We start from the raw sequence: 1,557 nt of genomic DNA, 5'->3' as shown, positions 1-1,557 counted from the left end.
AGTAACGTGCAATGAGTCAACAAATACTTTGAATTTTGAAATAAATTACATTCACTATGATTGTAAGTTACGCGAAGAATAAAAACGCACACGATCGAATATTTTAGTGTTGCGCTGCAATATATTTATGTGACAAGCTTCATCAATCTGCCATTCTATTTGTATAGAGACACGGTTCGCCGCCTGTGGTTGGTCAAGGATGAGGGAAATGACGGTTCAGACTTCGTACAAGCTTTCGCCGGTTGCGAAATCTTTGAGAGAAATAGATTTGTTGAAGGAACCGATCCTGCTTCGCATGGGCATTGACCATGACGAGCTGCCCGAAGGCCTGTCGAAAGCCATAAAAATCCTGGGCTTCGAAGGTGTCAAGGATGACGCCGCTATGTTGGCGGATTCGTCCGGCAGGAAATTCGAGATGCATGAGGCGCCCTTGTGCACTCTGGCTGTGCTCATCAATCCCGTTCATCGGGGCCGGGAAAAGCGACTACTGGACTGGTTGAAAAGCCGTGGTGTAGTTGACGAACCCACTGTTTTTGAATGGCATGCCGGGCGGGAGATTGAGACGGCAGGTTTGATTATCCAGAAGCTCGCGAGCCTAGTGGTGTTCGAAGCGAGGAAAATCACGCAGTCAAATCGCGAATTGCTTGCCTTGCGCACTTTGAATGACAATCTTCAGAATAGGTTTGCTGCTGTCGAGAGTTTTGTCGACAGGCAGGGATTGCAACCCTTCGATCTCGCCTTCTCAAACGAACCGGTCAGTAGTTCCTCGCGTTCCAATGTTCTGGCCGATGCTTCATTCGAAGGGGTATCGCAAATCCTTCCAGTCGCCAGCGCAGGCGTGAGTGCCATTGCCATCCATTTCGAACGTCTGATGCAACGTGACGATACCACTCTGCATGCCCAGTTGGTGACGTTGGAAGACATGTGTGTTGTAGAGAGCTGGGTGGTGCCGCTTTCAAAACTTGGTCAGGGCTGGAACTATCTGGGCCTCTCGCGAACGCTTGCCGGCTTGCGGCGGACGCTGAGCCTGCGCCTTCGTATCGAGGGCATGGATGATGAAATGCCGCTGTTGTCGCTTGGCGGACTTCAACCGCTCGACATGTTTCAGGTTCGAGACGCGGCAAACGACACACCGCTGCTGAAGAACAGCCTTGCGATGCAAATCTGGTGCGGAATGCCCGGAGTTCTGCTTCCGAGTTGGGCAAACTATTTGCCGGCTCAATCCCAGGACGCGAGAGATGGCGGCTTTCGGGAAATGCCGATGGCAACCGGCATTCTCGAACTGGCGGACCTGTCCAATACGGACGAGATTTCATTCGACTTCGCAGCCATTCTCCCTCTGCCCGAAGAAAGAGCCATTGGCTGTCATCCGCCATCAACCGGTATAACGATCGGCCATATACCAGCGGCCTGCCCGCCCAATATCCTGCGCATCTCGTCCAGTGCAGTCATCGATAATGAAGAATCGAAGGATGTCGATTTTGCTCTGGTAATTGCGAGCGACAATCGAACTGCCCGTCAGCTATTCGATGAGCAACGGTCACCCGGCACCGGAGA

At 52.0% G+C, this 1,557-nt stretch carries 1 protein-coding gene; it reads left to right on the top strand.

The genetic code is table 11. The features are described 5' to 3' along the window. Nucleotides 1–208: 208 nt before the first annotated feature. Nucleotides 209–1,557: DUF6212 domain-containing protein (locus ACXJ5O_RS26520; RefSeq protein ID WP_457302513.1), on the top strand; the 1,349-nt coding region annotated here is incomplete at its 3' end.

Source organism: Phyllobacterium sp. P5_D12, assembly GCF_054049495.1.
The sequence above is the reverse complement of the archived record's forward strand: the minus strand, read 5'-3'. Positions and strand labels throughout refer to the sequence as shown.